We start from the raw sequence: 24,461 nt of genomic DNA on the forward strand, positions 1-24,461 counted from the left end.
AAGGGCCGGGCGTGCCGCCCGGCCCTTCTGCAGCAACCATCGTCATTTCAGCAAGACCATCTTCTTCACGTCGCGGAAGGCGCCGCCGTTCCCCTCCAGCTGTTCCACGGACAGGCGGGCGAAGTAGGTTCCGCTCGGCACGCGCGCAGTCCATGTGGCCTGGTACATGCCGGGCTCGCGTTCGCCATCTACCAGCGTGGCCACAAGCTCGCCATACACGTTGAACACCTCGAGGCGTACCTTGCTCCGGTTGGTGAGGGAGTACGGCAGGGTCGTGGACGGGTTGAAGGGATTCGGGTAGTTCTGCATCAACCCGGCCTGTGCGGGCACGCCCGCGGCTTCGTCGCGCACGTCGGAGGTGCTCGACATCTCGATCACCCACAACGGCACATCGTCAGCCCAGGTGGTGTAATCCGGGGCATAATTCACGAACACATACTCGTCCTTCCCGTCCTTGTCCATGTCACCGGCCGGATGTCCGTAGAACAAACGCGGTGAGATCACACTGGCCGAGGCACCGGCTTCGTTCCAGAGATCAAAGATCACCTGATGCGTCCAGGAGGAAGAATCCGCCGGATCGCCGGTGCCTTTGTATTCGAGGCTGAAGATCTGGCCATTCGTCTCACCGGCGATCATAAGGTTCCGCTTGCCGTCATGATCGGGATCCGCGATCTGCATCGAGCGGAACTTACCCGCGCCCGTCTTGGGGATCGTGTAGAGGCGTTTGATGTTGGCCGGGGTCAGGTTGGCGATGTCCGTGACCCCCGTGATGATGAAGATCTCATTGTTCGGTTCCGTCGACGCGATGTACATCTCTTTCATCCCGTCATTGTTCACATCATCGACACGCACCGCGTCCAGCGCGCCATGATCAACGTTCGCCGCGGCAGACCACGTGTCCACCGCGAAGCGTGTGGCGTAGCTCGTGTCTCCCGTGCACTCAAAGATCCGCAAGGTGAACTTGTTCCAGACGAACATGTAGATCTCTTTCTTCCCATCGCCGTCGAGATCGCCGGTGGTCGTGCTGTAGTTCGAACCGCCGAACCCGCCCTGGAATTTCCACTTGATCTCGCAGAAATAGAAGCCGTTGAAATCGCCGTCCACTTTCACCACATAGACGGAGCGGACCGAGGAGCCTTCCTGCCGGACACCCACAACGAGTTCGTTCTTTGCGTCGCCGTCCATGTCCTCGACGACGAGGCTGTACGGGCGGATGTCATAGTTGTCGGCCACGCCGAGGTTGTACCCACCGGAGTACGTGAACTGGCCCGTCACGTTATCCTTCACGCCATAGTCATTCGTGCCCGTGACGCCATTCCATTCAAAGAACCAGAGGCGCAGCGGGTTGACATCCGTCGCGGGAACGGAAGGGAACGACACCACGATATCCACGGTGCCGTTGTTGTTCACATCGCCGACCGCGACACCCATGAAGCTGTTGCCGGCCACAGGCATGAGCCAGGACCACACCAGCTTGTATGTGTCATTCCCGGTCGCTTCGTACATGCACACCGCGTTCGAGTCGGAGTCCGTCCACGTACAGAGGAATTCCCCCCACCCATCCTTGTCCGTATCGAATCCGGCCTTGACCATGGCCATATCGAGGATGTCCTCCCTGGTCAGGTACGCGGGCGTCGTGAGTTTCCACACAGGGGCCCAGGTCTGGGCGAAGAGGGGTACGGCAGAGAGAACGACCAACACTGCAATGGCGTAGAAACGTCTCATCATGGTGCTCCTCAAAGTAAAGTGATGGGGTAGAAATGTTGAACATCCTCGGACGAACTTCAAGGATGCAGGCGGGTCACGATGTGGTCAATGTATCCACCCGAGGAGTGAATGTCAACGGCACCGGGCCATTTTTGCACTTTCGGTGCGTGCCATAGGTGAACCGCCGTGTTGCTTTTCCCATACGGCGTGAGTATCATCATGGGACCGTCCGTCCGCATCAGGCAACCATCCCGAAGGACACACGCATGAAGATCCACCTCTCGATCATCGCTCTTTGTACCCTCATCAGCTCCATGTTTGCGCAGGTTCCCGTGAAGCAGGACGTGTTGAAGATCCTCGGAGATATCCCGGCACCTCCCGCGACGGCCACAGAAGCTTTCACCCGGATCACCGCGGGCCAGACAACGCCTCCTGGTGAGGTTTCTGCCGCGGCGCTCTTTGCCAATGCAGAATCTCAGTTGAAGGCCGCGGTGGATGCGTACAAGTCGCAGGAGGCCGCCGTGAAGAACGCGGTACCGCCCGGCGTGAATCCCGATATGGCCCGGATGGCGCAGGACCCCGAGTTCAAGAAGAAGATGAAATCGATGAGCAAGGAAGAGCGCATGAAGCTCGCGATGTCCATGATGAGTTCCGCACCAGCTCCGGGGACCACTGCGCTCAAGCCCGATCCCCCGGAGGTCCAGGCGGCACTCGCCGAATGGCAGAAACTGGCGGCGGACATCCAGACGGAATTCAACCGTGGCGTTGCTTTTCAGAACGCCATGACCGCCGCGACGGAGGCTGACCGGCGTGTCCACGATGAGATCACCCGCTGGGAACACGCAGAGATCGCGAAGCTGCCGCAGATCAGTTCCGGGGAAATGAGCGCCCCCGATCCGGTTCTCGTCAAACGGGTCCGCCTGCAGGGCGCGGACAAGCACATTGCCGCTGCCAACAAGCGCCTCGCTGTTTTCAACAAGGAGTGGGCCGCCCAGCGCGGGCATGTGCACGCACGGTATGAGGCGTTCTCAGCCAGACTCATCACCGCTGACTATGCCGCCGCGTCCCCGAATTTCTCTTCGCAGAAGATCCTCTCCGATGCGCAGATGTCCATGCTCAAAGATGTCACCGCGGTCGCACAGCTCTCCCGCGATGCCTACGAGTCCGCCGCGTCATGGGTCGCGCATAAGCATGCTGTCGAGCGAGACTGACTCACCCGTCCCACGGCAGGAACGGCAACGGCCCCCGGATGTGGATCCGGGGGCCGTGCAAACACCTTGAGCGTTGGGCGGCCTCGACGGTCTCCCGTCACTTCCGCCAGGCATCGGTTCGGAAGGACGATGCCGGCAGCCCTTCCTTGTTGAACAGCGTGCTTTCCGCGGTGTTCGTGAACGCATAACGCACAGCACGCGGATGTGTGATCGCGGGGTGCCAAACGGTCACGGTCTTGCCCTTCACCTCAACCTTTGCGTCGCGGAAGACGCTGTCCGGGCCGGCGATCCTGAACCCATTCCCCTGCTTGTTCGCCCTCAGCACCAGCCCCCTCTCCGCATGATCGAAGGCCAGGATCATTTTCCCACGCAAGGATCTCGAACCGGTATAGACGGGACCCGAACATGCCAGGCCCATTCCGTAGGTGCGTGCGAGTGCCCAGAGTGCGAGGCGTCGGCCGACCTCCCTCTTATTGGCAGGATGAATGTTCTTCGGATCCCCGATATCCATGGTCACGGCCATCCCGGTGCCTTGAAGGGAGAGGGTCATCAACTGGGATTCCCGCAGGAATGCAGAGTTCACTTCCTTACCGTAATCGAAGGGCGCGATCTGGACATAGTAGAATGGCATCGTGGGGTTGGCGAAGGCGGTCCGCCAGTTCCTGATCATAAGGGGGAACTGCTGCTGATAGAATTCCGGATCGGGCGTATTCGACTCACCCTGATACCAGATAGCACCACGGACGGCGTACGGCACGAGCGGCGCGATCATGGCATTGTACAGCGCTGTCGGTGTTGCGGGGCCAACCTCCATCGGAAGTCCGGGATGCGAAGCGAAGGCCGCGCCATCTGTGCCCAGAGAATAGAACCGCAATGTCTTCCAGATCGCCGTCGGCAGGAAGCGCCACGCGCCGGTCATGGACACCACGCCCTCACCCGCTGCCGGGCGGAGTGTCATCGTGCCGCCCGGTGCATAGATGCCACCTCCGCCCATCTGGTCGGTCACACGCACTGCAACCGTCAGGACCGTGCTGTCGACGAGCGAAGCGGGGACCGTGTACTTCCTGTCCTTGTTCCACATCCCCGCGCTCTCCACCCCTCCCACGCGTACGCCGTTGACGTAGGTGATGTCCATATCATCGATTGGCCCCGGTTCCATGATGAGCTCTTTGTGGAGCCATGCCGCCGGGATCGTGATCTGCCGGCGGAACCAGACAACGCCGTCAAACTGACCGAGTCCGGCATTCTCCCACAGCGCCGGCAACATCATCGTGGACCATGCGCTATCTGCCACCACACGTGCCGCAAGGGCCTCATCATGGAACGCAGATGCCTCCCACACAGGCTCGCCGCCAACGATCGTTGGTTTGATCTCCGGGAGGCGTGCGAGCCATTCCTTGAACGCCGGATACTGCTTCTCTGCAGCGCGTAGCCAGATCAGCGTCGCATCGTACCTGGGGAGGCGCGAGAGATACTCCGCATCGGTCCAGGCTTCAACGGGTGTCCCACCCCACGTCGTCTGGATCAAGCCAATGGGAACATGGAGCTTGCGCGCGAGTTCCCTGCCAAAGTGGAACGCCGTGGCGCTGAAGCCGGCCGCCGTCGCCGGTGAACACACCGACCAGGACCCGGTGCATGAAGCTTCCGGCACAGGAGCCGTTGACCGCGCAACGTTGAACAACCGGATCTCGGGGATGTCCGCTGCGCTGATATCCTGCGCGCTGTTCTTGATGGTATCATTCGGCGGCCAGCCCCGGAGAGGCATTTCCATGTTCGATTGTCCGGAGCATAGCCACACTTCTCCCGTCAGGATGTTCCCGAGATGCGCCGATGATGTGCCGCACGTGATATCGATCGCATGCGGTCCCCCCGCAGCCGGGGTGGTGAGATGGACCATCCACGATCCATCTGCAGCGACCAGGGCGCTGGCGTGCTCCTGCCATGACGTCCGGACCGTTACCATGTTGCCGGGCGTTCCCTGGCCCCACACCGGCACTTCGGACCGTTGTTGGAGGACCATGTGATCGGTGAAGAGCGATCCGAGACGGAATGCCTGATCCGCGGCCGGAGCCGTTGTCCACAGGAGTGCAAGTGCAAGAAGAGGATAGAGAGAGCGCATAGTGGTTTCCGAGAATGAGAAGGGTGTTGATGATGCAGGCGGAGCGGAGCGCGATGACTCTCCCGGCACTCTGTATGATACTGCAGGGGCCATCAAGATGCAATCTCAGCTGACACCGGGTGGACTTCCGGCCCATCGCCGGATCACGCGGCGCAACCGACGTGTGAACGGGAAGTCTACCGCCGGACCTGCCCCCGGCCACGGACAACGAACTTCGTCGTGGTAAGTTCGACGAGCCCCATGGGGCCCCGCGCATGGAGTTTCTGCGTGCTGATCCCGATCTCTGCGCCGAGCCCGAACTCATACCCGTCGGTGAATCGCGTCGATGCATTCACGTACACCGCGGCAGAGTCCACAGAACGCAGGAACCGTTCTGCATTCCGTTCCGTGCGCGTGACGATCGCGTCGGAGTGATGCGAACCCCACGCATTGATGTGCCGGATGGCAGCATCCACATCATCCACGACCTTTACGGCGATGATCAGGTCCAGATATTCCTTTCCCCAATCCTCCTCCAGGGCAGGAAGGATCTGAGGATCGATCGCGCGGGCGCGCTCGTCACCCCGGACCTCGACGCCGGCCGCGCGCAGCCGGCCGAGGATACGCGGAAGTGCTTTCGCTGCGATGTCACGGTGGATCAGGAGCTTCTCCGCGGCGTTGCAGACCGATGGGCGTTGCGTCTTCGCATTGTACACGATCTCTTCCGCCATATCGATATCCGCCGACCTATCCACATAGACATGGCAATTGCCTTCTCCATGCGCTATCACGGGCACCGAAGACCGCTCCTGTATGAAGCGGATAAGCTGCTGGCTTCCGCGGGGAATGATCACATCCAGGGAGCGGTCCTGCTTCAGCATCAGGTGCACGGCTTCGCGATCGGTGCTCTCCACGAATCCGACGGCGTCCGCCGGAAGCCCGACATCTTCCAGAGCCTCGCGAAGGACCCGCACGAGGGCCGTGTTCGTCCGGATGGCCTCCGATCCGCCACGCAGGAGGACGGCATTGCCCGCTTTCAGACAGAGGACAGCGGCGTCGACCGTGACGTTCGGGCGGGCTTCGTAAATGATGCCGATCGCGCCCAGAGGCACCCGCACACGCGTGACCTTCAGTCCGTTCGGCCGCTTCCGGGATTCCGTGACCTCCCCCACCGGGTCTGGCAGGGCGGTCACATCCTTGACGCCGCGCACCATCTGCGCAACCCTCGCTTCATTCAGCATCAGGCGGTCGAGCAATACCGGAGAGAGCCCCGCTCCCCGTGCCGCATCGAGGTCCGCGGTATTGGCGGCGAGCACTCCGGGCATCGCTTCGCGCAAACGCGAAGCGATGGCGCGGAGCAAGCGGTTCTTCTGCGCCGCAGGGCACACGTACAGAGCCCCTGCGGCCACCTTGACGCTGCGTGCAAGCTCTTCGATCGAACGTTCCATCAGGACTTCCCACCGGTGATCACAAGATTGTCTTTATGGATGACCTCATCCCTGGACGGACGCCCCAGGATCTGAGGCAACTCACCGCTCCTCTTCCCACGGATCCGATGGAGATCGGCAGAGGAATAGTTCGTCACACCACGTGCGATCTCCAGTCCATCCCGGTCGAGGATGCTGACCGTATCCTGACCGCGGAACTCTCCGGAGATGGCAATGATGCCTGAGGGGAGCAGGCTCGTGTGGCGCGCGAGCAGAGCGCTCCGCGCTCCATCGTCGACCGTCACGCTTCCCCGTGGCTTCGCCACGTACCCTATCCACTTCTTCCTTCCCGACAGGCGCCCGCTGCCCGGGAGAAACAGTGTCCCCCGGATCTCGCCGGTGAGGATGTCCTTCAGCACGGACGGGTCTTCGCCATTGGCGATCACCATAGCAACGCCCGACGCAACGCACCGGCGCGCCGCCTGGAGTTTGGTCACCATGCCGCCTGTCCCCAGATCGCTCCCGCTCTTGCGTGCAAGTTTCTCGATGTCCGGTGTGATCGAGTGCACGATCGGGATGCGCACGGCAGCGGGGTTCTTCGACGGATCGTCCGTGTACAACCCGTCCGACATCGCTGAGGATGACAAGAAGATCGGCGCCGAGAAGGCTTGCGACGAGAGCGGAGAGATTGTCGTTGTCGCCCAGTTTGATCTCGTCGACAGCGATGGTATCATTCTCATTGATGATCGGAATGACGCGCTGGGCGAACAGCGCACGGAGGGTATTCCGGGCATTCGTGTAGCGCTTGCGCTCCGTGAAGTCGTCGCCGGTAAGCAGGATCTGCCCCACATGCATCCCGAGTTTCCGGAAGGCGGCCTGGTACGACTCCATCAGCACGGGCTGTCCGACCGCGGCAGTGGCCTGCTTTTCCGGGATCGTGCGCGGCCGCCGGGCAAGGCCCAACGATGCCACACCTGCACCGATCGCACCCGAACTCACGATCACCACCTGGTGTCCCAGCCCACGGAGGAACGCGACATCACGCGCGAGCTGCATGATGCGCTTGCGGCGTACCCCGGTCCGTTTGTCCGTCAGGAGGTTCGTCCCGACCTTGATGACGATCGCTCCCCGCTTTGAGATGATGTCCTGGAGTGTGTGCATCGCCGGGCTATCCTCCGATCCGGATCACGGCCGGCCCGATGAGGCCGGAGCTCCCTCCGCCGGGATACGGCGAAGGCACCGTACGGAAGTGATTGCCGAGCGTGGTATGTACCTCGACCTCGATCCGGTTCTGCCCGGCGCGCACTTTTCCGCTCAGGTCGAACTCCCAGGGTGGAGCAAAGCGCATTCCTGCGGACTCGCCATTGACCCGGACGCGCGCGGAGGAGACGAGCGATCCAAGATCGAGCGTGATTCGTTTCCCATTCGCCTGGGCCTTCGTCAGGGAGACCGACCTGCTGTAGCACATCCCGCCGGAGTACAGGGCGAGTTCGCGGACCTTCGACAGATCGCCCGCCGCAAGCAGGCCGGTGTCGCACCTGAACTCGACCGGTTCAGGGATCGCTGCGCCGCCATACTGCCCCGCTTCATGGTCGATCCGTATCACCACCGATGACGCGCGCGGTACCGCGGCCGGCAACTCTGCGCTCCACACCGGGATGCCAGGCCAGGGGAATCGATCCGATGGCACCGTATCGCGGACAACCCCGACCGCAGCACCATCCACCCAGAGGTGCACCGCACCCTGCGCCGCGAAACGGAGCCCGCGGAGTCCGGGAGGAGCCGCACACCGGTACCATCCGGCACGCCCCCTCGCATCAGGTTGCGGGTCGAACCGCATCACCGAGGAGCGTGTGAACCATGAAGAGGACATCGGAACGTTCACCACGGACCTCTGCGCCGGCCCGGTGGTGTCGATGACGAAGGCGCCTACGCCGGTCCCCTTGTAACGCAGGAGCAGCGTGTTCACTCCGCGAAACAGCCGCACGCGTTGGACGGCGGTATCGACCGGTTCATTGTTGATCCAGATGGCCGTGGGCGTGATCCCCGTGCGCCGTATCGTGCCCCACCCTGGAGATGCCGATCGTATCGTCGACCAGAGGTAATACAGGTCTCCGCCGGCTTCACGTTCGTAATTCGGGCCCGGCGCTCCGCGCCAGGGTTTCACCGGTCGGCCCAATTGTATCTGCTCGTCATGCACGATCCCTTTGAGTCCATGATACCCCTGATGACCGGGATCCCCCTTCACTCCCCAGCGCCAGGAGAACTCGTACGCGCTCCACCCACGCATCGTTCCATTCACCTCGATCGAATCGGCAGGGTCCATGACCCCGAGCTGTGCGTACCGCCGTGCGATCGACCGCGCATCCGAGGCAAGCGGGCCGAGTTGCATGAATTGTGGACCGAACGAGGCCTGCACGGGCCTCCACGTGCTGTCGACGACCGTCCAGGGAAGTTGCCATGCTTGACGCTGCCCGCACTCTTCCTTGTACAGGAATGTGGATGCCTCTGGTCCGATAGCTCCGGCGAATGCGGGTAACCGGTAGTCACCCCATTGGTTGTCAAGCGTTGGCATGAGAGTGAATTGCCACTCGCCTTCCAGCGGGATCGTGGAGTACACCTGAGGCCGGGCAGAACCCTTTTCGATCGCGGGTGTGCCGGCACTGAACACAAAGATCTGAGGCTCATACTCGGTGAGCGGCGTGAGGAGCCGTGTCCCATGCTGATCGGCACCGAGCACTGCGAGCGGCCGCGTGGCCCCGCTCCAGGGATCCCACAATTCGACCTTGCCACGCATGCGGAAGCGGAACTCGGTTCCCTTCGTCGCGCCGTACACGTAGTACACATCGCGCTTCCCGATCGAGCGGTGAAGGACCTGCACCGGGTGTGCCGGGTCGCCAGGCCATGAAACATCGCGCGGGACAGCTTTCTCGACGGCGCGGACCAGCGCCAGGGGATCGGCAAGGGGGATCCCCCGGGTTGCACCAGAGCCGTTGGACCCATGGACGAACATCTCGCGAACGATCGCATCAAGGCCGGTGTCGTATCGTCCGCGCCTATCGCTCACCGTCGGGAGTTCACCGAGAGCGATGACGGTACCGCCGGCAGCCGCAAAGGCCTGTGCTTTCTCCATCACACTCATGCGCACGGCGGACATGGCAGGCAGCACCAGCACGCGATAGCGTTCGCCGCTCACGTGCAACTCGCCGCGGGAGACCTGCGCGCGTTCCACGGACTCATCATCGATGAAGTCCAGGTCGATCCCTGCCGCGTACAGATCGCGGGCAGCACGGAATGCACTCTGCACCGCGCTGTCGCCTCGTACGCCTGCCACCATGGGGGCAACGGGGTACAGGACCGCAACATCGCAACGGTGCACTCCCTGGCTCAGCAGATAGCTCAGGCGCTCCACGCACCCGAGGAACGCAGGCATATCCTTCCAGTACGGCTGGCGGAAGTGATTGTCGGGCGGCGCCCACTCCCACCAGCTCCCGTGCGTGCTGTAGTAGAGTCCGTGAAGGCTCAGGAGATTCTGGCCCATACCGAAATTCGCGAATGTTGCATCCGCGATCTGCGCGCTGCTCGTCCCCCATCCACTGCTATGATACCCTTCCAACCACGTCCGCGGCCGCTCGTACAGATGCGCGATCGAACTCGCCACTTTGTTCTTCACGATGTCGCGGGCGAGATCCGGCTGGTCACACCCCGGCCCCGACATCCAGCGTTGCGTCCGGAAGTAGTCGCCAAACTCCGTCACATCGGCACCGCGCCCACCATGATCGCATCCGAACAACATCCCGCGTTCCGTATGCCAGCCGTAGATCGGCGCGAAGAAGTTCTCCTCGCTCAATGCGACCATCACATCATTGTAGTCCAGGCGGATCTTGGGCGTGCGCGGGCCACAATCCGCAAAGAGCAACGGAAGCTCGGGGAGGATGTCATATCCCTTCCTCTTCAGAAACTCCTTCGCGACAATGTCGTTCCAGAGCCAGCCACGGATCCCGAAATCGAGTTCATCGGAAAAGAAGAAATTCAGACCCTTACCTGCCTCCCCCGGACACCGGTCCTCAAAGCGTTGGAAGAATTTTGCGATGTACTCTTTGCCAGCCAACGGGTGCATCGGATCGAGCGATGCCGGAACAACCTCGCGGTGAACGAGCAGGATCTTCCACATCCCCTCAGGCACATCCCAGGCAAGACGGTTCTGTTTCATGAAGCCGCCGAGGTCGGTCCGTGATCCGGTCACCAGGGTATCTCCGCTCACGCGGTAGGCCGAGGCGATGATCGTGCCGTGTGGTGCCACGGTGGTACAGCGCGTACCACCCTGCACCTGCATCTCCGTGCAGGCGAGCTTCGAGCCTCCGAGTTCGGGATGATCCCGGAGCATCTCGTCCACATACCACCCCTGCCCTGCACGGCCCAGGGTATAGTCACTCAGGCTTACCGACATCCCTCGCTTGCGGGCTTCACCAAGGAACCAATGGAACAGATCCCACCACTCTTCGCTGAACAGCGCCGGCGCACTCTTCATCGTTCGACCGTACGAGAATCCGCCCGTGTCCGTATGCGCGTAGTTGACCTGGAGGCCGGTCACGCCCCGCCCGGCCAGCTGGTCCATCTGCCAGGTCAGGCGCTCCCGCGTGAGCGTATCCCCCAGCCACCAGTAGAAAGCGACATCACCGTATCCTGGAGGCGGCTGCTTGAAGCCGCGTAGGATGTCCGATGCGCCTGTCCGGTCGGGATACCCGGCAGGAGTGATCCCTGTGCCCTCCGTACCTTCGCCGAATACGAGACATGCGTGCAGAGCAAGCAACATGAACAGCGGCCAGGTCCTGGCCGCGCGGGAGAGCGCTGGAGACATCCGGTCCTCAAGGATTGATTGAATCATAGTATACGACCCCTGCCACCGCTTGTCAAGAGTGCTCAGGCAATGGGGCACCGTGAGGCCCGTACGGTCTCAACCGTACCGGGACGGCCGTGGCGATTCATCTACGGGGATGTCAGATGGGAAGCAACGGAAATGCGGGGTGCAGGACCGATGGGGTCAGTACGACTTCATGGAATAGCCGGTGATCTGATCTCCGGTGGTCGACATCGTTCTCCCCGCCTTGTCGATGCCGGAGAATTTGAAGACCAGATGCTTGGGGTCGATGGTGGCGCCGGATTTCCCGCTCAGCAGGTCAATGCTGCTGTTCTGATTCAACAGAAAATAGACGCGCGCCTGATGTGTTGAGGGGTCGTAGCTCACCGAAAACGGCCTGTTCGGGATCGACACCTCATTCGACCCGACCGGCATCATATTGTTGTAGTATCCGCCCTTGCTGTCATGGGCACGGGATATATCCCAGTTCGAAGGGTTCATCACCGATGCCGCGTCCATTTCATTCGAGAACTGGATGGCGACGGCCACACGCACGGTGGAGCCTGCGGTCGACAATTGCGACGGGTCCAGCATCCAGAGCGGCGTTCCCCCGCCAAGCTGGGAGTTGAAGCCGATATTGTTCGTCTCCTCGATGTAGGAGATCTCCGGCTTCTCCATGAGGAACAGGAGATCATTCGCCAGTCCGAGGTCCTTCGAGATCAGGACATCCAGCTGGTCCTCTGCCTTCTCCATATCACCCGTGGCCACATATGCAGCTCCGAGTTCGTAGTTCGCAGCCGCAAAATCGGGCTTCAGTTCAAGGGCATGCTTCAGCTGCTTGGAGGCTTCTTCCGCATTGCCCATCTTATTATATAGGACGCCGAGGCTGTACGCTACGTTGCCATCGCGCGGGGAACTCTTCTGGACCTTCTTGAACTGGGCTTCCGCTTCCTTGTATCGTTCGGTATCGGTGTACATGACCCCCAGGGTGTAGTCCGCCACAGGGTCGCTGGGATCCAGGCTGGCCGACTGCTTGTATTCCACTTCAGCCTGCTCATACTGCTTGTCCCGCATATACGCGCTACCGAGATTGTTCCTGGCCTCGGTGGACAGATTGTCCAGCTGAACGACCTTTTTGAATTCGGCGATGGCTTCCGCATGCCGCTCCTGGCTCTGATAGATCTTGCCAAGATACGTGTGGGCGGTGGTATTCTGGGAATCGAACGCGAGGGCGGTCTTGAAGGATTTTGTGGCCTGCTCATAGTCGCCAGCGGCCATCTTCTGAGCGGCATTGTAAATGGCATATTGGGCGACCTGTGCCCGGCGCGATTCCACGGCCGCTGTCGCAGATGCAAAAGGATCTGAAGCAGCTACTGAATCCAGAACTCCCATGTCAACACCCTCCCGGTTCACTACTATTATCGGCAGGTTCGGCCCAGGACTTTAGACCCGGCATCGGGATTCCAGGTCATCTCGCGGACAATTCGTACTCCCCCGCGGGCTCTGTTTGGAGATCATATTCGTAGCTTCTGGGTACGGATATGAGAGGGACTATGACAGCAGTAGTAGAACAAATCTCCTTGATTGCTGATAATATGAATATATGATTAGGGTTAGGTCCATGCACATCATGTAGAATCGACCTGTTTCTGCTTTCTAGCGGTACAAGAGATCTGATCATGCATTCTCCCCCTCTCGTCGACCGGACGGTGCAGTGGATCAATTTCCCGTTCGCCCATGCGATATCCACCCGGAACCCTCCTCAGGCTGCGAGACCTTTAACAGTCCCATGCTCCCATGCTGCCGGGGAGAGCAGGCAGGAGATCGACCGCATCTTCATGGCTCTGCAGGAGCATCTCCGCGATCCCTGCGGTGCAGCCGAAATTCCCATCGATCTGGAACGGGGGGTGCGCATCATGAGGTTCGCGCAAGTTCCGCCATTCCCCCCTGACGGGACGGGTCACACGGGTCACGCGCAGACGGCCCTCAGGCGCAAATACCACAAAGCCCCGGCTTTCGCAGGGGCTTTGGGTGCTACCACTTGAGACCGGGAGATCATTTCGACTGTTTCGCGATAACGAGGTTCACGATCTTGTCGTATGTTCCCTGCGGAATGATGTTCTTTGTCACGAGATCCGTCTTGACGCGGAAGGGACGGTTCTTGATGATGGCTTTGCCATACGCTTCCCCGATGCCGGGAAGTGCCTTGAGCTGGTCAAGGGAGGCACTGTTCAGATCCAGAAGCTCAGCGGCCTTCGTTTTCGCTGCATCGATCTGTCCTGTCGGTGCTTTTATGGTCTTCGTCTGTGCACTCACGGTGCCGGTCGTCAGCACAAGGCCGGCGATCACAAGAACAAGTGCTGCGCGCAGAATCGTCTTCATGGGGTCTCCTTACCGTTGGAACTGTCCGTTGATTATTCGCAGAAATGTATTGATTTCACCACAGAAATCCAATAGCTCTCATGGAACGCGAAAACGCTACGGTGCGATCTGCACATCGGCAGCCTCGAGCAATGCCTGCCGCGCACGCCGGTATTCCGGTACGCGCTTGTCGTACTCATCAAATGCCCGAACAACCATGCCGATGATCTCCTCCGCGCGGCCGGGAGAGCGTTGTTTGACCTGCGCGAGCACCTCGCAATCCTCCATCCCGATCCTGTGCGCTTCGAAGCGGTGGCTCGACAGCGGTCCTTCCTTCACAGGATAGACGATGTGGGAATCCCCCGCCGGCAGGTACTGCCCTTCCATGTGGAACCGGACCAATTCTTCGAACGGCTTCGCAGTGTGATGATTGAACCCCCAATGGAGATACCCCTGCAGGTCATACCTTGCAAGGGCCCAACCTATGTACACTTGACGCAGCCGCTCCATATCCAGGAGCCTGTTGAGCCAGGGCCCCCCGGGGGCAAGACAGGTATACACCCACACCCTGTCCCCTGCCGTCCTCCGTTTGTCGAAGAACGCACGGCTCGCCTGGTATTCGTGCACCTGTGGGCACCACACGTTCACATCACCTGTAACGCTCATGGTCAGGGTGGCTTCGAGTATCTGGATCGAGGGGTCCATGTCCCGGAAGAGTGCCACGAGTTCGTGGTACCTGTCGAGGAATTCGTCCGTTGGTTCATCAAAGATCCCCTGGAGCCACCGGGTGTCCCAATGGTTCTCTTTCATCATGGCAACGACCCTGGTCCCCATCCCCCTCAGCATGTGCTTCCCGCGTGGTGAGGTCGCATGCACCTCCTTTCCATCGGCGGCTCTCACGCCGAGCAGCATATCCGTGGATCCAAGCCAATCGCGACGCCCCACAAGCGGCGCACCGTGGATCGTCGTCAGGCCTTCCGACTGGAACAACCGGATATATCGCTCAAGTCTTGCCCGCTCGAAAGCAACGACAGTCCCGCTGCTGTCGAAAGAGAAATACTCTCCCCAGATGAACCAGAAGGCATTCTGCCGTCCCTTTGTCATCAGGCGTGCATACTCTGCCAGCATCTTCCAGAAGGGCTCACTCCACTTCTCCACACCATGAGCAGAGCAGATATTGTCGAGGCTGTGCCAGTTGATGTAGGCCGTGGTCGCGTGTTCCAGAGAAGGGACCGTGACCCGATGGACGGTGACGGGGAACTGCAGCTCCTTTGTGACGTTGCCGCATCGCACTCTGATCTTGTACGGGTACGTGCCTTCCGGGACATGCGCGGGAACAGGGATCTCAAGACGCAGGACAACAGTCGAAGACTCGGCGGTCAGCGGCAGGGAGACCGGGCGGAACGGGTCGTAGACCCTGAACGGTGCCCTGCGCACAACAAACGGGTTGATCTTGCCGCTGTACTTCTCGGTATTCCTGTCAAGCCCCGTATTCTCTGCAACGGGGACGTCGATCAACCGATACCAGCGCTCCACTCCAAGTCGCTTGCCCTTTCCAGCTACGGCAACAACACTGATCTGCTCCTTGCCAGTCAGCCCGGCGAGCATCACATGAACACCGGCGATCGCATTACGGGGAACGTGGATCGGAAGCCGGTCGGTCATACTTTCCGGGACCATGTCCGGGAACACTTCCAGGACTTCGTCTACCAGACCGATCTGCAAGATCGGATCACCTGCCGGCTCCCCGTCAGTGATCGCGCATGCCACCCCATTCAGGAGGACAACCAGGCCCGCCAGAGTGAACCGCAGAACCATCGATCGCATATGCATCCTCTTCCGTTGAACGATACGTTCGCCTGGCGGCGCAGGACCTTAACTCCGGATACTCGCAGCCCAGGCAGAAGCGAGGTCACGGTACGGCCGGTCCGCATGGTGAAAGAACACCTTGTACGCTTCGCAGAAATGGCTGACACCAGAATCGCGCGGATCCCGGATCCTGTCCTTTGTGCATCCTCCCCTGCACATCGTGAGCCAGGGGCACTCCCTGCATGCCGTGGGCAGCTCCGCCTTCCACCGGCCAAAGTGGTCCTGCGCCGGCCCATGCAACATGTCCCTCAATGGTGCGGTCATCAGATTCCCCAGCCGCCACTCTGGCTCAACAAAGAAATCGCACGCAAAGACATCGCCATTGTGTTCGACAACCAGATAGACTCCGCATGTCTGCATCAACGTACATTCCGGAGCATCAAGTCCGACGTACGCATGGAACACCGAATCGAACCAACGGATCGAGGTCCGCGCATAGGGGCCATCGAAATCTGCCCGCCACCGGTCGAAGAGCCGCACGAGGAACTCGCCGTACGCAGGCGCCGTGACGCTGTACGGCGCAGCACGGCCGGGATCGCCGGGGTCAGATTCGACACATGGGATGTACTGCATGTGCTCGAACCCGGCCGAACAATGGAACGCGTAGATCTCCTCAGGGAACTGCGCAGCAAGGTCGGTCACAACGGAGAGGGCGTTCACTTCGACGTCGTGTGCCCGCAACAACCGGGCTGCGTCCATCACCTGATGCCACGATCCCTGTCCGCCCCGGGCCTTCCGATAATGGTCATGGATATGTTCCGGACCATCGATCGACAGTCCGACCAGGAATCTGTATTCCCTGAGGAATTCAGCCCACTCCTCATTCAGCAGAAGTCCATTGGTCTGAAGCGCATTGCTCACGCTCTTTCCGTTCCCATGCTTCTGTTGAAGAGCCACCACGCGCTGGAAGAACGGGAGTCCCATCAGGGTGGGTTCTCCCCCCTGCCAGACAAAACTCATGTGCTGTTCCCTGCCGTTCAATGCCTGACGGATCATCTCCTCGAGCACCTCGTCGCTCATCCGGTGCGTCTCGTGAACAGCCGTGCCGTGCTGCACATAGAAACAATACGAACAATCAAGATTACAGTCAGGACCTGCGGGCTTCACAAGCACAAGATTGAACGTCTTCACGCCAGTCCTCCATCACGCATGCAGGCGATGGGGTCAGGGCCATCCGGGATTCGTCGTGTGGTCATGTGCGCATCACTCGACGAGAATCTCATCGGCGAAGAGCCACGCTTTCCCACCTGCGCCCGGATGCCATTGCGGACACGTGCCGACACTCTTCGCCTTCACGCGGATGTAGCGGATAGCAGGCGACCCGGAAAGCTCGGATGCATGGTCCAGAGCACGGAGGGTTCGGTCGAAGCTCTGCCGCGGCTCATCAAGGTGACCCACGGTGGTGTAGGTCCTGCCATCGGCCGACACCTCAATAACCACCGTCGCCGGTGGGAAGATCCACGCTGCCTGGTTCTCCAGGAACGAACATACGATGCGGCGTACCGCCCGGGGCCCACCAAGGTCGATCTCCGCATTCAGGTCGCTCCCCTCGAACCCCAACCACGCGCCATCCCCGTGATCGAGAGATCCTCTGGCCCCGTCGATGAGAGTCCCTGGCCCCATCCCCGCATACCGCGGACTTGGCGGGAGTTCCAGCCTGATCCCTGCTCCAACGGCGAGTGATCGAACGGAGCGTGCCCGATCAGCCCCCACTCTACCGGGTTCCCGGGTCCCCTTTCCCTTCGCACCGGTCAACCGGTCGCCCAAGTCTCCCCGTGCCGCATCCCCCAGCCGCTGCAGCCTGTCAACGATCGCAGGATACGCTGACGCCACATCGTGCCGCTCGCCCGGATCCGCGTTCAGGTCATAGAGTTCACGTCCCGTCCTGCCTGAGGAATATTCGCCCGGATGGCCATTCTTCCCGGCCGGGACACCGGCGTACGAACGGTAGGTGTGCGGGAAGTGAAGTTTCCACGGTCCGCTCCGGACCGCTTGCAGCTCTCCATCATAATAATAGTAGAGATCCTCGCGTGGCGCCGCGCCCGGATCCCCGGAAAGCATCGAAAGAATATTCACGCCATCGATGGTGCGGGAAGGCAGTCGGGCACCGCACGCTGCGGCAATGGATGGGAGCAGATCCATGGTCGTGGCAAGGTTTCCTGCCGTGCTCCCCTCTGCGCAATGGCCCGGCCATCGAATGATGCACGGCACTCTCGCCCCCCCTTCCCACATCGTCCCCTTTCCTTCCCGGAGTGGCCCCGCAGACCCGGCATGATCGCCGAAGTTCAGCCAGGGGCCGTTATCACTCACAAATACGACCATGGTATGGTCATCGATGCCGAGCTTCTTGAGCGTGCCGAGGATCTCGCCAACGGACCAGTCGAGTTCCATGATCACATCGCCATACCTGCCCTGCGCACTCGCGCCCCGAAACCGGGAGGAGACACCGAGCGGGACATGCGGCATCGAGTGCGGAAGGTACAGGAAGAATGGACGGGATCTGTTCTTCTCGATGAAACGAACAGCACGGCGGGTATACGCCGTCGTCAGGAATCCTGATCGGCAAGAGTGCGGACCTCTGTGCCGGGCTCATCCCCTTCGTACAACCGGAGGGGGGGATAAGCGCTTTTCGTGCCATCCATGATCGGATGCCCGTCAAAATCCACCGGCCACATATCATTCGAGTACGGCAATCCAAAGAACTCATCGAACCCATGTTGCAGCGGCAGAAATTCCCGGTGATGGCCCAGATGCCACTTGCCGAAGATCCCGGTCGCATACCTTTCCTTCTTCAGCATGGATGCGATCGTTTCTTCGGCACCGCTCAACCCCACGGTCGATGCAGGCATCAGCGCACCGCGTATGCCGATCCGCTGGGCGTAGCAGCCTGTCAGGAGAGAAGCTCGCGAAGCGCTGCACACCGCTTCCGACACATGGAAGTCGGTGAATCGCACTCCTTCGGACGCCATCCGGTCGATGTTCGGGGTCTTCCATCCGGTCGCGCCGTAGCATCCAAGGTCAGCGTATCCCTGATCATCCGTGAGGATCACCACAACATTGGGCGGCCTTCGAGCATCACGAAGGAGCGCCCCCGGGGCGCACGCCCACGCCGCCGCTCCCATGCCGACCGTACGCAGGAATGTACGCCGGTCGCCCGTCAGTCTGCCCGGCCTGCTCATCGCATCCCTTCTATCGGCGGGGTCGTGTCTGAACATTCCATATGCTGACGATCCATCACGTGGTATTCCGGAATTGGAAGAGAGGGCACGTGAATGGTCACGTGCGGCGTGCTCCGAAAGGAGGCAACTGGAAGAATATACTGGAGGATGCCGCCAGAAACAAGGCGGCCTCACGCGTCATGCCGCCCCGGGCGCCGGGGACATGGAGGCGAGTTCATCGCCGAGGTTAAGGAACTGGTCCTCCTGGGCCAGCAGCGCATCCCCCTTGAGGGAAGCCTGGGAAGAACCCATGAACCACACCCCGGCGGCGGCAATTGTGAAGGACTGTTTTCCGGGGACAGACGAGACCGCCGGATACCGGGCGCTGAAGAGGTCAACGAACATCGTCCCCTCCATAACGAATATCAGGCACCGCGGAGGGGTTGCCTGTACTCTGGCAAGAAAGTGCTCGAACTCGGCCGGCGTCGGACAGGCGCTTTTGTCCTTCTCGGTATCGATGCCCGTTCGGGGGTTCATGTATGCGATACCGACCCCGAGGCGAAGAAGCTGATTCGTCTTTTTCTCAAGGAAGATCTGCCGGACGGGATCCGTGATGGTCCCGCGCGCGTGGCCTTCCGCCATCGCCTTCCTCTCCTCTTTCGAGATGATGCGTCCCTTCGTGATGCCACCGAGATCCAACAACTCCCAGAAACGGTCGCGCGGGTGGAGGTGGTGGAACTCCAACGTCGGCGATGGTTCTGTTGCCACCGCACCGACGAAGAGGGCGCGCAGCCCTGGCTCCCAGATCGATTCAAGCATAGAGTGCCCTGCGAGGTTCACGTGTTGAGATGAGGCCATGGCGAGTGGAGCCCCGCCGGAACTCGTTCCCCCCCTCTCCTAAGCGATCGAGGGGTGTTCCAGGACGAGGAGATGCCACCTTCTGAACGTACCGCAGGATCGTGCCAATGTCAAGAACGAGGGCGGGAGGCGGAAACACGGATCACTTCAGTGCGCGGTCCCGGAGGTATCGAACGAACGTATCGGGCGAAGGTATCGGTGGGGTTCATCGTCCGGACCCCACGGGCCCGGGGTACTCCCCGGGCCCACAGAGGCCGTGATCTGTGATCCGTCCGAGCTGACAGGCGGGCATCATGCCATGTGGCTCTCCGGACAGCTCCATCCGGTGCGCGGTCTATCGAGCATGCGACGATGCCGGTCCCCTCGGAAGGGTCGTTTCGGAATAGCGGTCAGGAGCCGCAGCGAACTCGGGGTAGGCGGACATGCCATGCTCACCGATATCAAGACCTTCGAGTTCCTCTTCGGCGGAGACGCGGACCCCGAGAGTGACCTTGATGAGATACCAACCTATCAGTGAGATGACGAACGCGAAGACCGCCACGGCGCCCATGCCGGTGAGCTGGGCCACCAGAAGTGACGTGCCACCACCAAAGAACAGTCCATCTCCCGTTGTGTTGGGCATGAAATGCCCTTCGGCGAACAGTCCCACGGCCAGGGTTCCGAAGAGACCGTTGGCAAGGTGCACGGACAGTGCACCGACGGGATCGTCGAGTTTCCACCGGTCGAACGCGAGAACGGCGAAGACGACGAGGACACCTGCCACGGTACCGATGATCAGCGAGCTTCCCACGCTCACATAGGCGCATCCGGCGGTGACGGCGACGAGGCCGGCGAGGCAACCATTGATGGTCATGCTCAGGTCAGGCTTGCCCAGCATGAGCCATGCGACGATCGTCGAGCTGAGTAACCCGGCTGCTGCGGCGCTGTTCGTTGTGATGCAGATCCTCGCGATCGCCTCCGGATCGAGAGCCATCGTGCTGCCAGGGTTGAAGCCAAACCACCCAAGCCACAGAACGAAGACGCCGATGGTGGCAAGGGGCATGCTGTGTCCCGGGATGGGGTGCACCTTCCCACCACGGAACTTCCCGATGCGGGGCCCGAGCACGATCACGCCGGCCAGAGCAGCCCACCCGCCTACCGAATGGACGACGGTGGAGCCCGCAAAATCCCAGAAGCCGAGGGATGCGAGCCATCCGCCTCCCCAGATCCAATGCCCGGAGATCGGATAGATCACTGCCACGAGGATCACGGAAAAGAGAATGAAGGAGAGGTACTTCACACGTTCGGCGACCGCTCCCGACACGATGGTGGCCGCCGTTCCGGCGAACACGAGTTGGAAGAAGAACTTCGCCAGGAGTGGGACCGTTGCCCAGCTCAGGGCGGTGTAGACACCCTGATAGGCATCACCGGTGGCGGGACTGTTGTCGGCCCCGGAGATGCCGAAGAGCCCTTCCCACCCGATCAGTCCGTTGCCATTCCCGAACATCAGGCCCCAGCCGAGGACCCAGAAGGCGATCGAGGAAACGGCAAAGACGATGAAGTTCTTTGACAGGATATTCACGGTGTTCTTCATCCGGGCCATGCCTGATTCCACCATGGCAAAGCCAAGATTCATGAAGAACACCAACATAGCGGTGACAAGAACCCAGAGAGTATCAAAGAGAACCTTGTTATCCATGCTGACTCCTGCAATGAGGTGAGTGTTGTTCAAGAATCCTGAAAGTTCAGAAGCTGACCACAGCCCCGAGAGCGATCGTGCTCTGGTGATCGACGGGAGCGCCGCCGTCACTCTGCTCATACACGGTCACGGTGGACCAGTCGTGCCGGAACTCCGCACGGAGGAGGAGTCCACCCAGCAGAAGGTGTTCGAATGTCGCGGTCAGTTCGCCAAGCCGCATCGCCGTCCCCGTCGTTGCACCGTCGGTGTCGTCATAGATTTCCGTCCGCAGGGCGAGGGCGCTCGCATCCGACAAAGCATAGCGGCCGTACAGCGCTATACCTTTCCACGACACGGAGCTTCCCGCGAACGATTCCGAACCATAGTCCCCGTTGACGGCGAACGACAGACTGGACGTAGGGCGGTAGATCAGCGTCAGATCGATGACGTTGCGCATTCCTGCGTTGAGGGAATCCGGCTGCTCATTACCGCCGATCCATCCGGCTGCCAGAGTGATCTGGTCCGAAGGTGTGAAGAAGAGGCTCGCCCCGGCGGTCTTCGCGTCGTTGTTGTCTTCGAGAGTATTCCAGCCATTGGAGAGGTGGGCTGTGACGGTGAGCATCGGAAGCACGGGATAGGCGGCGCGGATCCCGAAGTGGTGATACGGGATGGCCCACGAGAACAGGAACGACCGGCTATAGTTCCAGTTGTCACGCGACTCGATCACTTCATACCCCATGTGGGTGACGAACTTGCCCATGTCCACGGTCAGCCCTGCACCCAGGGGGAGCACCGCCGTGACGTACGCTTGCTGCAGCAGGGCGAGCGTGCTGGAAGAGGATCCCTGCACGAGGTCATTCGTGCTTCCGAAATCCGCATCGATCCTGAAACCGATGGGTGCAGCAGCTTTCTGGAAGACGATCTCCGCGAGGCTGACGTCGAACCGGTTCTGCACCAGGTCAAAGTTTCTGTACGTGTTCACATTGCCTGCCGGCTTGCCCAGGTTCTTGCTGAAATAGACATCGACGAACCCGGAGGTGGTGATGGCCGGTGCAGCGGGCTGCTCCTGAGCTGAAAGATCAACAGAGAATGCCAGAACGGATATCCCGATCCCCCAGGCGACACTCTTGAAGCGTTTCAGACGATGCATGTGCTCTCCTTCATGCCGGCACGATCCCGGCCTCGAATGTGGATGATGGCAGTGGCAGTCCGCACTGCTACAGCGCGCTTTCTCCAACCTCTTCGGTGCGGACGCGGATCGCTTCATCGATGGTACTCACGAATACCTTCCCATCCCCGATGTTCCCGGTCTTGGCCGATTTGAGGATCGCCGCGATCGCCCCATCCACGAGGCGGTCGGCAACGACCACCTCCAGCTTGATCTTTGGCAGGAAGTCGATCTGGTACTCCGATCCGCGGTACACTTCCGTATGGCCCTTTTGTCGTCCCATACCACGGACCTCTATGATGGTCATCCCCCGGACCCCGAGTTCGACCAGCGCCTCACGGACATCTTCTACCTTGTGAGGACGGATAATTGCTTCGATCTTCTTCATCGCACCTCCATGCATGAGTGATAGTGAATAGCAGCACCGCTTCTCTGCCGACGATCCGTGGCAGACCTTCCATCGGGAGATCCTCCGCGTCCAGGCTGATCAAGAACCGGGACCAGCCATTGCCGGACGCCTGCTGATGGTCTTCATACCGAGCACCGTTGTTTCTAAGGTCTGGTATATCGTCGTACTTACTTTACGAGGTCACGCGACGTTTCGCTTTACGAATATAAGGCTGCACCCGCGTCGTGTCAAGGCTTTTCTCGTGGCGGATCCCCGGTCCGTCACGAAGCAGCGATTCCGGTCGGAATACGCCACTTCTTTGTCCAAAATTTCTGCATGAAGAGCGAGGGGGGGAAGAGTCTGACGGGAGGAAGTGGCAGGTCCCGACCAACAGCAGGCCGGGACCGCAGGAGGCACGAACTGTCAACGAATTCTGGAGATGCCCCTCATGCTCCGGGCGAGAGCCGGGAGGGCGATGGGACTTTCAGGGAGCCCGCTCGCCATGTACCCGGGGCGGATACACCGTGCCGTCAACGACAGACTCTTTGTACGGGCTCTGCCAGCTCTTTTCGAATATCGCGGCGAGGCGCTGCGCAAGGGTCCGGTTGGCTCCAACGATGCCCAGGTTCCGGGAACCATAGAAGTACCCCTTTTCACAATTGCTCGTGCCAAGCCAGAACCCGGTTGTATCCGCCACGATGAACTTGCAGTGTTCCACGCGGGCAAACGGAATGTAGCCGCCGGCCCATTCCGGGATACATGTGAACGCAACCTCGACATTCGGCTCTTTGCTGAGGCTCTTCACGTCTGCTTCCGAAGCACTGCCCTTCATCCAGTCGGACACGATCATCCGCACCTTCACTCCCCGCCGCGCCGCCCGCCGGATCGCATCATCGATCACGGTATACGGCCCTCCCTTCCTCTCATGCGTGCCATAGGCGAGGAACTGGAGCACCAAACCACTTCGGGCGCCGTCGATCACCCCGAGAATCGCACGTTCATCCCACAGCAGAGAGTCCGGGATCCACCCCCGCGGACTGAACGTCGGACGGATCAATGCCGTATCGCCGGTATTCACTGCGCATGAGATGTGAGGGATCACCCGGGAACCGTCAAAGCGCGCATCCCCGCCCCCTGCCAGATCCCAGTCGAGCTCGAACACATCCTGGTACGCCCGTGCGAACGCACTGCTCTTCACTCGCAACCCCAGTTCGTGGATATGCTCGAGCGCGCGCCAATCAAAGTTCTGACTTCCGACGAACACCTCGCTCCCGTCCACAATGAAGTACTTCGCATGCTGGATCCCTCCTCCCGCCGTGCTGAAATCAAGGCGACGTGTCTCGATGTTCGGTTTCCTTCCCAGCGAGTCTACGGTTTCCGGATAGGTCTTGTACATGCGCGCATCCACCAGGAGGCGGACGCGTACACCCCGCGTCGCAGCACGCTGGATCGCCAGAAGCACACGCTCCATGGCACTGCCAGGTGCATTCGACACATAGAACTGCTCGAGGTCCAGCGTCCGCTCCGCGCGGTCGATCATGGCGACCCAGACATCCTTTGCATCACGGATATCGGGATTCTCCAGCGCAGTCCCCACAGGAATAGTCTCAACGATCTCAATATCCTGCCCCAACGCAAGGGTACTTGCAGCGAAAGAGGTCAGGAAGAACAGGATCGCTCGCCTGGATGGTGCCATAC

14 protein-coding genes and 3 pseudogenes are annotated in these 24,461 nt (G+C 60.7%); 1 reads left to right on the forward strand and 16 read right to left on the reverse strand.

All coding sequences use genetic code 11. The annotated features are described in order from the left end of the window. Positions 1-42: 42 nt before the first annotated feature. The gene (locus tag IPI01_02800; GenBank protein MBK7256752.1) at positions 43-1,728 is read right to left on the reverse strand and encodes a T9SS type A sorting domain-containing protein; all 1,686 of its coding nucleotides are present in this window, start codon (positions 1,726-1,728) and stop codon (positions 43-45) included. Positions 1,729-1,973: 245 nt separating this feature from the next. Between IPI01_02800 and IPI01_02805 the strand changes: the two genes are divergently transcribed. Next, the gene (locus tag IPI01_02805; GenBank protein MBK7256753.1) at positions 1,974-2,918 is read left to right on the forward strand and encodes a hypothetical protein; all 945 of its coding nucleotides are present in this window, start codon (positions 1,974-1,976) and stop codon (positions 2,916-2,918) included. 97 nt (positions 2,919-3,015) lie between these two features. On the opposite strand, the gene IPI01_02810 is transcribed toward IPI01_02805, so the two are convergent. The 15 genes and pseudogenes from IPI01_02810 to IPI01_02880 form a co-directional block, all read right to left on the reverse strand. Next, positions 3,016-5,037, reverse strand: coding sequence for a glycosyl hydrolase family 2 (locus IPI01_02810; protein MBK7256754.1), 2,022 nt, complete (start codon positions 5,035-5,037; stop codon positions 3,016-3,018). A 176-nt stretch (positions 5,038-5,213) separates the two neighbouring features. Beyond that, positions 5,214-6,464 carry a glutamate-5-semialdehyde dehydrogenase gene (locus IPI01_02815; protein MBK7256755.1) on the reverse strand — a complete coding sequence of 417 codons (1,251 nt, stop codon included), beginning with the start codon at positions 6,462-6,464 and terminating at the stop codon, positions 5,214-5,216. Beyond that, positions 6,464-7,604: pseudogene (proB, locus tag IPI01_02820) on the reverse strand (glutamate 5-kinase). Before proB ends, IPI01_02815 begins: the two are co-directional and overlap by 1 nt. A 7-nt stretch (positions 7,605-7,611) precedes the next feature. Continuing rightward, the gene (locus tag IPI01_02825) at positions 7,612-11,304 is read right to left on the reverse strand and encodes a hypothetical protein (GenBank protein MBK7256756.1); all 3,693 of its coding nucleotides are present in this window, start codon (positions 11,302-11,304) and stop codon (positions 7,612-7,614) included. 183 nt (positions 11,305-11,487) lie between these two features. Beyond that, on the reverse strand, positions 11,488-12,639 hold the full coding sequence (locus IPI01_02830) for a tetratricopeptide repeat protein (protein MBK7256757.1): 1,152 nt from the start codon (positions 12,637-12,639) through the stop codon (positions 11,488-11,490). Between the two features lie 430 nt (positions 12,640-13,069). Next, positions 13,070-13,250 (reverse strand): annotated as a pseudogene (locus IPI01_02835) (hypothetical protein). A 109-nt stretch (positions 13,251-13,359) separates the two neighbouring features. Further along, on the reverse strand, positions 13,360-13,686 hold the full coding sequence (locus IPI01_02840; protein ID MBK7256758.1) for a helix-hairpin-helix domain-containing protein: 327 nt from the start codon (positions 13,684-13,686) through the stop codon (positions 13,360-13,362). A gap of 96 nt (positions 13,687-13,782) precedes the next feature. Next, complete coding sequence (locus tag IPI01_02845; protein MBK7256759.1) at positions 13,783-15,492, reverse strand: DUF4091 domain-containing protein; 1,710 nt, start codon at positions 15,490-15,492, stop codon at positions 13,783-13,785. 48 nt (positions 15,493-15,540) lie between these two features. Next, positions 15,541-16,665, reverse strand: a complete 1,125-nt coding sequence (locus tag IPI01_02850; protein ID MBK7256760.1) for an anaerobic sulfatase maturase — start codon at positions 16,663-16,665, stop codon at positions 15,541-15,543. Positions 16,666-16,737: 72 nt separating this feature from the next. Then, positions 16,738-18,656: pseudogene (locus tag IPI01_02855) on the reverse strand (sulfatase-like hydrolase/transferase). Between the two features lie 234 nt (positions 18,657-18,890). Further along, positions 18,891-19,511 carry a hypothetical protein gene (locus IPI01_02860; protein MBK7256761.1) on the reverse strand — a complete coding sequence of 207 codons (621 nt, stop codon included), beginning with the start codon at positions 19,509-19,511 and terminating at the stop codon, positions 18,891-18,893. Between the two features lie 373 nt (positions 19,512-19,884). Then, positions 19,885-21,228: an ammonium transporter gene (gene amt, locus IPI01_02865; protein MBK7256762.1), complete on the reverse strand. Its 1,344-nt coding sequence runs from the start codon at positions 21,226-21,228 to the stop codon at positions 19,885-19,887. 46 nt (positions 21,229-21,274) lie between these two features. After that, on the reverse strand, positions 21,275-22,357 hold the full coding sequence (locus tag IPI01_02870; protein MBK7256763.1) for a porin: 1,083 nt from the start codon (positions 22,355-22,357) through the stop codon (positions 21,275-21,277). A gap of 67 nt (positions 22,358-22,424) precedes the next feature. Beyond that, the gene (locus IPI01_02875) at positions 22,425-22,763 is read right to left on the reverse strand and encodes a P-II family nitrogen regulator (GenBank protein ID MBK7256764.1); all 339 of its coding nucleotides are present in this window, start codon (positions 22,761-22,763) and stop codon (positions 22,425-22,427) included. A 484-nt stretch (positions 22,764-23,247) separates the two neighbouring features. Then, on the reverse strand, positions 23,248-24,459 hold the full coding sequence (locus IPI01_02880) for a phospholipase (GenBank protein ID MBK7256765.1): 1,212 nt from the start codon (positions 24,457-24,459) through the stop codon (positions 23,248-23,250). Positions 24,460-24,461: the final 2 nt, after the last annotated feature.

It is taken from the genome of Ignavibacteriota bacterium (genome assembly GCA_016707525.1).
Classification (GTDB): domain Bacteria; phylum Bacteroidota; class Ignavibacteria; order UBA10030; family UBA6906; genus JAGDMK01.